This window comes from Cohnella sp. GCM10012308 (assembly GCF_042649185.1).
Lineage (GTDB): Bacteria > Bacillota > Bacilli > Paenibacillales > Paenibacillaceae > Cohnella.
Genome location: NZ_JBHRYU010000031.1, coordinates 104,608 through 112,555, shown reverse-complemented (window position 1 = coordinate 112,555; position 7,948 = coordinate 104,608). Strand labels below are relative to the sequence as shown.

6 protein-coding genes are annotated in these 7,948 nt (G+C 62.3%); 2 read left to right on the top strand and 4 right to left on the bottom strand.

The features are described from left to right. Nucleotides 1–215: 215 nt before the first annotated feature. The 4 genes from ACFOTD_RS26710 to ACFOTD_RS26695 form a co-directional block, all read right to left on the bottom strand. Nucleotides 216–545 carry a hypothetical protein gene (locus ACFOTD_RS26710; RefSeq protein ID WP_378122999.1) on the bottom strand — a complete coding sequence of 110 codons (330 nt, stop codon included), beginning with the start codon at nucleotides 543–545 and terminating at the stop codon, nucleotides 216–218. 104 nt (nucleotides 546–649) lie between these two features. Next, a complete protein-coding gene (locus ACFOTD_RS26705; protein WP_378122998.1) occupies nucleotides 650–1,630 on the bottom strand; it encodes an electron transfer flavoprotein subunit alpha/FixB family protein in 981 nt (326 codons plus the stop codon). Nucleotides 1,631–1,674: 44 nt separating this feature from the next. Continuing rightward, entirely contained in the window at nucleotides 1,675–2,442 is a 768-nt protein-coding gene (locus ACFOTD_RS26700; protein WP_378122997.1) for an electron transfer flavoprotein subunit beta/FixA family protein, read from the bottom strand. 84 nt (nucleotides 2,443–2,526) lie between these two features. After that, on the bottom strand, nucleotides 2,527–3,111 hold the full coding sequence (locus ACFOTD_RS26695; protein ID WP_378122996.1) for a fatty acid metabolism transcriptional regulator FadR: 585 nt from the start codon (nucleotides 3,109–3,111) through the stop codon (nucleotides 2,527–2,529). Between the two features lie 172 nt (nucleotides 3,112–3,283). On the opposite strand from ACFOTD_RS26695, the gene ACFOTD_RS26690 reads away from it, so the two are divergent. Both ACFOTD_RS26690 and ACFOTD_RS26685 read left to right on the top strand, forming a co-directional pair. Then, entirely contained in the window at nucleotides 3,284–5,446 is a 2,163-nt protein-coding gene (locus ACFOTD_RS26690; protein ID WP_378122995.1) for a heterodisulfide reductase-related iron-sulfur binding cluster, read from the top strand. Nucleotides 5,447–5,529: 83 nt separating this feature from the next. Beyond that, the gene (locus ACFOTD_RS26685; RefSeq protein WP_378122994.1) at nucleotides 5,530–7,926 is read left to right on the top strand and encodes a 3-hydroxyacyl-CoA dehydrogenase/enoyl-CoA hydratase family protein; all 2,397 of its coding nucleotides are present in this window, start codon (nucleotides 5,530–5,532) and stop codon (nucleotides 7,924–7,926) included. Nucleotides 7,927–7,948: the final 22 nt, after the last annotated feature.

Here is a 7,948-nt window from a genome sequence, read left to right as displayed (position 1 = left end):
TACTTGTTCCTTGCTAAATTCCATCTCTTCACAATCCTCGTTTGGGTTTAACTACTAATTCTCGATGGGTATGCTTAAATCCCTTCTAGGTTAGAAAAAAACAAAAAATCCCCCCGCCGAGGGGGGGGCCTAAGTAGTAACCAAATATGCAGGTAAATGCAATGCGCAAGCCGAAAATCCGGCCGACGAAGGTAAATTCCTGCGTTTTTGCATCTTTACGGTGCAAAAGGATCGAAGTCGGCCCAAAAAGATGTATATTTGCAGGCATTGAGGCGAAAGAACGAGAATGATACGACGCCGGCGGCGATACGCTGGCCCGTCGAACCGTCGAACCGTCGAACCGTCGAACCGTCGAACCGTCGAACCGTCGAATCGTCCAACCGTCGAACCGTCGAACCGTCGAACCGTCGAACCGTCGAACCGTCGAATCGTCCAACCGTCGAACCGTCGAACCGTCGAACCGTCGGAAAACGGCTGTCGACGAGCCATTGATAGGCGTTCCGCGCGCCTCCAGTTGCGGATATCGGCCAAACCTTATATAACAAATACCCTCCACTGCAATGGAGGGTATTTGGCAGGCACACAAAGTATTCAGTTAGCCGAAGTCCAGCCAAGACATGCAGACTTAACAAGTCTTAGCTGGTTTATCTTAGGCGAGCGCCTGTCGAAACGCCTGCGTGAGCAGCGGCACGACCTCGAACAGATCGCCGACGATGCCGAAATCCGCGATCTGAAAGATCGGCGCTTCGGGATCTTTGTTGATCGCGACGATGATCCGCGAGCCGCTCATGCCGGCGAGATGCTGGATCGCGCCGCTGATGCCGCAAGCGATGTAGATCTCGGGCGTGACGACCTTCCCCGTCTGGCCGATTTGCAAGCCATAGTCGCAATAGCCCGCATCGCAGGCGCCCCGCGACGCGCCTACGGCGCCTCCGAGCAGCCCGGCCAGCTCCTCGAGCGGCCGGAAGCCTTCTGCGCTTTTCACGCCGCGCCCGCCCGAGACGACGATTCTGGCCTCCGCCAGATCGATTTTACCCGCGGTCTTGCGGACGACTTCCCTGACGACGGTACGCAGGTCTGCCGCAGGCGCCTCTGCCCGCTTGGCGATATCCGCGGAACCGCCGTCCGCGCGCGGCTCGGCCGCAGGTATATTGCTGGCCCGCACCGTCACCACCTGCGGATAAGCGGTAAATACTTTGCGCTCGATCGCCTTGCCCGCGTAAAGGGGACGAACGAATACGATATTTCCGCCGTCCCGCTCGATCGCCGTTACGTCCGAGATTTGCCCCGCGGATAGTCTGGCCGCCAGAGCGGGAGCCAGGTCGCGACCGATCGCGGTATGGCCGAGGAACAGGCCGGCAGGCCGGAGGGATTCGAGCAGGGGCATCAGCGCGCGCACATAGGCCTCGGGATTATAATGCCGCAATTCCTCGCTCTCAATCGCATGCACCTGCGCAAGCGCATAGCCTGCCAGCTCGGCGGCCAGGCTGTCCAAGCCTTCGCCAAGCAGCGCGGCGTGAATCTCGTCACCCGCGTCCGCGCAATCCGTCGCCGCCCGAAGCGCTTCCAGCGATACCCGCCGAAGCTTGCCGTCCCGGTGCTCCGCCACGATCAAATACGTTTTGCTCATCAACGCATTCCTCCTCTAATGGAAGCAATGAAGCGGCGCCGGCGTCAGATCGTGCTGGACCCTTCGCGCAGCAAGCCGACGAGCGCGGCCGTCTGATCCTGCAGCGACCCCTGCAGGATCTGTCCGGCTTGCCGGCTCTGAGGCAGCGACAAGGAGACGCGCACGGTTCTTGCGGCATCCTGGCCGCCGTCTAAGCCCAAGTCTTCCGCGGTCAGCGATTTGAAGGGCTTTTTCTTGGCTTTCATAATGCCCGGCAGCGAAGGATAGCGAGGCTCATTCAATCCCTGCTGCGCAGTGAACAGCGCGGGCAGGGTCACGTCGATCCTCTCGAGGTCGCCCTCCGCGTCGCGTTCGACGCTAGCTATTGCGCCATCCACCGACAGCTTCGTAATCGAGGTCACATACGGGAGGCCGAGGGCGGCCGCCACGCGCACGGCGACCTGCGCGCCGCCGGTGTCGACGGAGAAGCTGCCGCCAAGCACAAGATCGTAGGCTTGCTGCCGCAGTGCGGCGGCGATGGCCTCGGCGGCGGCGAATTCGTCCAGCGGAATCCCGGCGTCGTCGATCCAGACCGCCTCGTCCGCGCCCATCGCGAGCGCGGTGCGCAGCGCTTCGGCGGCTCTCGCCGGCCCGAGCGAGAGCGCGGTCACCTGTCCGCCATGCGTCTCTTTGAGCCGGATCGCTTCCTCGATCGCATATTCGTCGTACGGATTGACGACGAACTTAACGCCCTCCTCGGATACTTTACCGTCGCGCAAGACGATTTTTTCCTCGGTATCGAACGTTTGCTTCAGCAGCACCGCAATATTCATGGGACAGGCTCCTCTCGAAAAGGGAATGAATGTGAAAACAAAGCTGGTCCGGGCAAAATCAAAAAGCAGCGCGGCTAAAATCGATCATGCCCTCAAAGCGCGCAGAAAAAAATCGACCGTGCCTTCGACCTGTGCCGACAGCGAGTACTTGCGATCCGAGAGCAGCCAGGACGACACCGCCTCGTCCATCGCCCCGAAGATCAGCTGGCGCGACAGCTTCACGTCGAGTTCCGCCCTGAACGCCCCGGTTGCCATGCCTTCGAGGAGCACGTTTTCGATGAGTCGGAGATAGGGCTTCAGCGTCTTGCCGATCTCTTTGCGCAGTTCGATCGCGCTCTGCCGCAGCTCGATCTGCGTGACATGGGCGAGCAGGGGATGGCGTTCAAGCTCCGCATAATGAAGCGCGCAAATCGTGCGCAGCGCTTCCTCGGCGGTCTTGGAATCGCGCGCCGAAGCCTCGAACTTGCCGATCAGGCCGCCGAGCCGCTCCCGGAACAACGAAACGAGGATATCCTCCTTGTTTTTGAAATATAAATAGATCGTACCGTCCGCGACGCCGGCTTCCTTCGCGATTTTCGATATTTGCGAGCCGTGATATCCGTGCTCGGCGAACACCTTCACGGCCGCGTCCAGAATTCCTTCGAATCGATGCAGCCTGCCGATCGGCATGCGACCGCCTCCCGACCCGGTACCAGGTACCGGGCACCGTCAAATGAAATGAATACTCATTCATTTCTAGATCTATATTTAAGAGCCGGCGAAAAATGACCTGGGTTCTCTGCCGCCGCAAAGCGATCAAGCGCATGCCGGCCTCATAGAATCCATAGAAGGGAGGGTGCTCATGCTGCTGTCCTGGCTGCACTACGCGCTGTTTCTGCTCGTTACGGGTTACGCCCTTTCTTTGTTTTACCAGGCGGTCTACAGCCGCTACGCGTACATCAAGCTGGGCAAGTCTTCAGGCAAGCCGCCGGACTGGCGGAACCGTATCCGCGAGGTGCTGGCCCAGGCGCTCGGACATACGAAGCTGTTGAAGGACCGTCGCAGCGGCGCCATGCATCTGGTCGTTTTCTACGGCTTTATCGTGCTTCAATTCGGCGCGCTCGACCTGATCTATACCGGGCTGTCCGGCGGCGAACCGCTTCCGATTCCGGGGCACGGCGTCTTCGGGCTGACGCAGGAGATTACCGCGCTCCTCGTCCTCGCGGCGGCCGGATACGCGGCATTCCGACGGTACGGCGAGAAGCTGGCGCGGCTCAAGCGGGGCTGGAAGCCCGCGATCGTGCTGCTGTTGATATGCGCCTTGATGCTGACGGTGCTGCTGTCGCTCGGCTTCCACCGCGCCTCGGAAGGACTGGACGCATCCGCTTATGCGCCGGTATCCTCGCTGATCGCAAGCGCCGCGTCCGGCCTGTCGCAGTCCACCGCCCAAGCTGCTTTTTTCGTCAGCTGGTGGGCGCATTTGATCGTACTTCTGACATTTCTCGTTTACGTGCCGCAGTCGAAGCACTTCCATCTGATCACCGCGCCGATCAACCTGTTCGTAGGCCGGGCGGAGCCCGTCGGCAAGCTGAGCGGGCTCGATCTGGAGGACGAGACGGCTGAGACGTTCGGCGTCGGCAAAATCGAAGATTTTCGCATGGGGCAAATGCTCGATTTTTACGCATGCGTGGAGTGCGGCAGATGCACGAACGTGTGTCCGGCCTCCGGCACGGGCAAGGCGCTGTCTCCGATGCACCTGATCACGAAGCTGCGGGACCATCTCACGGAAAAGGGGGCCGCGATCACGAGTAAGTCGCCTTGGGTGCCGGCCTTCGCGTTTGTAAATGGAAGCGCTCACAGCATGTCCGTGCCAGTGGGGGCGGACGAACGGGAGGGTCCCGATTGGCAGGTAGCCGCAGCCGGCGGCGTCCTGACCGACATCCGGCCGACGATAGACTGGCAGCGGGAGCGATGGAGCAGGTCGGACCGCAAGCCCGAGGCGTTGTCTCTTATCGGCGACGTGATGACGGAATCGGAAATTTGGGCATGCACCACTTGCCGCAATTGCGAGGATCAATGCCCCGTCGGCAACGAGCATGTCGACAAGATCGTCGATCTGAGGCGCTATCTCGTCCTGACGGAAGGGAGCGTGCCGCACGAGGCGCAGCGCGCGATGCAGAACATCGAACGCCAGGGCAACCCGTGGGGCCTGAGCCGCAGCGACCGAGTCAAATGGACCGGGGAGATCGGCGGGATCGCGGTTCCGACGGTCAAAGACAATCCGGCCTTCGATACGCTGTTTTTCGTCGGCTCGATGGGCGCGTACGACAACCGGAGCCGCAAAGTCTCTCGCGCCTTCGTCCGGCTGCTGCACGAGGCCGGCGTCGACTTCGCGATTCTCGGCAACGAGGAAAAAAACTCGGGCGACACCCCGCGGCGGATGGGCAACGAACTGCTCTTCCAGCAACTGTGCGCGGAAAACATCGCGACGTTTCGCAAATACGGCGTTCGCCGGATCGTGACGGCCTGCCCTCACACGTTCAATACGCTGAAAAACGAATACCCGGCGTTCGGCCTGGAAGGCGTGGAGGTGTTGCACCATACGCAGCTGCTCGACCGGCTGCTGCAGGAAGGCAGGCTCGTGCCCTCGCATCCGGTCAAGGAGCGGATCGCCTATCACGACTCCTGCTACCTCGGCCGCTACAACGGCGAGTATGATGCGCCGCGGAACATTTTGCGCGCGATCGCAGGACTTGAGCTAGCGGAAATGGCCCGCACGCGGGAAAACGCGATGTGCTGCGGCGCGGGGGGCGGCCTGATGTGGATGGAGGAAACCGCCGGCAAACGGGTAAACGTGGCGCGGACGGAGCAGGCGCTGCAGACGCGGCCGACGATGATCGGGAGCGCGTGCCCGTACTGTCTGACCATGCTTGAAGACGGCACGAAGCAGAAGGAAGCGGACGACCGGGTCAAGGCGCGGGACGTCGCGGAAATTTTGGAGCTTGCGGTGTTCGGCACTGTTTGAGCCGCCGCGGCCGTTCGCCGGGAAGGTCAAGCGAATGGAGAATCGTTTGGCATCACCGACCTCGAATAAGGAGGGATTGTCGCATGGCACTCAAGATCAGAAAAGCAGCGGTCCTCGGCTCCGGCGTCATGGGCGCGAGCATCGCCGCGCATCTGGCGAACGCGGGCATACCGAGCCTGCTGCTGGACATCGTACCCGGCTCGCTCACCCCGGGCGAAGCAGCCAAAGGGTTGACGCCCGCCGATCCCGCGGTACGCAGCCGGCTGGCGGCCGACGCCCTGGCGCGGCTTCCGTCCGTCCATCCGTCGCCTTTTTACGAGGATGCCCTCGCAAGCTTGATCGAGCCCGGCAATCTCGAGGACGACCTGCATCGCATCCGCGAGGTCGACTGGGTCATCGAGGTCGTCGTCGAAAAGCTGTCCGTCAAGCGCGAGGTGCTCGAGCGGATCGAGCAATATTGGCGCCCGGGGCTTATCGTCAGCTCCAACACGTCCGGCATCTCGATTCGGGAGATGGCGGAGGGGCGAAGCGAACCCTTCAAAGCCCATTTTCTAGGCACGCACTTTTTCAACCCGCCCCGCTATATGAAGCTGCTGGAGCTCGTTCCCGGAGACGGCACCGATCCGGCGATCGTAAGCGGGATGGCCGAATTCGCGGGGCGCGTCCTCGGGAAAGGCGTCGTCGTCGCCAAGGATACGCCCAACTTCGTCGCCAACCGGATCGGCACCTACGGCTTGCTCGCGACGCTGCACGCGATGGATGCCGGGGGCTTCACCGTAGAAGAAGTGGATGCGGTTACGGGACCGGCGATCGGCCGTCCGAAGAGCGCGACGCTCCGCACGCTCGACCTGGTCGGCATCGACACGTTCCTTCACGTAGCCGGCAACGTGTACGGGAAGACGGACGATCCGGCGGAAAAAGCGGCGTTCGAGCCTCCGAGGCTGCTGCGGGAACTAGCGTCGCGGGGATGGATCGGCGAAAAGGCGGGCGCCGGGTTTTACAAAAAAGTCAAAGACGCGACGGGCAGCGAGATTTTGTCGCTCGATCCAGGCACGATGACGTACGTGCCGGCGTCCAGGCCGGCCGGGGCGTCGCTTGCGGCTGCGGCGGCGGCCAGAGGCGCGAAGGAGAAGACGAAGGCGCTGCTCGGCGGCAAGGACCGGTACGCGGCGTTGGCTTGGCAAATTTTGAAGCAGACGCTTGTTTACTCTGCGGAAAAGGTCGGCGAGATCGCAGGCTCGATCGACGACATCGACAAGGCGATGCGGTGGGGCTTCAATTGGGAACTCGGGCCGTTCGAGCTGTGGGACGCGATCGGGCTCGCGGGGTCCGCGGCGCGAATGGAGGCGGAAGGCACGGCCGTGCCGGTCTGGGTGAAGGACTGGATCGCGGCGGGACATACGTCGTTTTATCGCAGGGAGGAAGGACGTACCACTTATGCTTACCGCGGCGTCTACCGGGAGATTGACGAGCCGCCGGAGGCGATATCGCTGCGCGCGCTCAAGGAGCAAGGGCGCGTCGTGCGGTCGAACGCCGGCGCGAGCCTGATCGACGTCGGGGACGGGGCGGCGGTGCTGGAGTTTCATTCGCGCAGCAATGCGATCGGCGGCGATATCCTGACGATGATCGGAGAGAGCGTCGAGGAAGTCCGGCGCAACTACGACGCGCTCGTCATCGCGAACGAAGGCCGGAACTTCTGCGTCGGCGCGAACCTCATGCTGCTTCTGATGGAAGCGCAGGGCGAGGAATGGGACGAAGTGGACGCGATCATCCGCCTGTTCCAGGATACGATGACGAAGCTGAAGCGCTTCGAGAAGCCGGTCGTAGCGGCGCCGCATCGGATGGCGCTCGGCGGCGGCGTGGAGGTGTGCCTGCCTGCGGACGAGATCGCGATGCTGGCCGAGACGTACTTCGGCCTGGTCGAAGCCGGGGTCGGCCTCATTCCGGCGGGCGGCGGATGCAAGGAGCTCACGCTTCGGATCAGCGGAGAAAATCCGGATCCGGAGATCGACCTGCAGCCGCACGTGAACCGGCTGTTCCTGAACATCGGCACGGCCAAAGTGTCAGCTAGCGCGCACGATGCAAAAAAGCTCGGCTACTTGCGGACGGGCGACCGGATCGTCATGAGCCAGGAGCGCTTGATCTACGAAGCGAAAAGAAGCGCGCTTCGGCTCGCGCAAACGGGCATCCCCGCGCCGGTGCCGCAGCGGATCCGCGTCGTGGGGGCTGAGGGCAAGGCGGTTATGAAGCTGGGAGCGCGCGGCATGCATACGAGCGGGCACATCAGCGATCACGATCTGCTCATCGCGAGCAAGCTCGCGCACGTGCTGGCGGGCGGCGACGTGCCGGCCGGTACGTACGTGACCGAGCAGTACATGCTGGATCTGGAACGCGAGGCGTTCCTCAGCCTGTGCGGCGAGCCGAAGACCCAGCAGCGGATGCAGCACATGCTCGCCAAGGGCAAGGCGCTGCGCAATTAACGAGCGAAGGAGGCCGAGATTT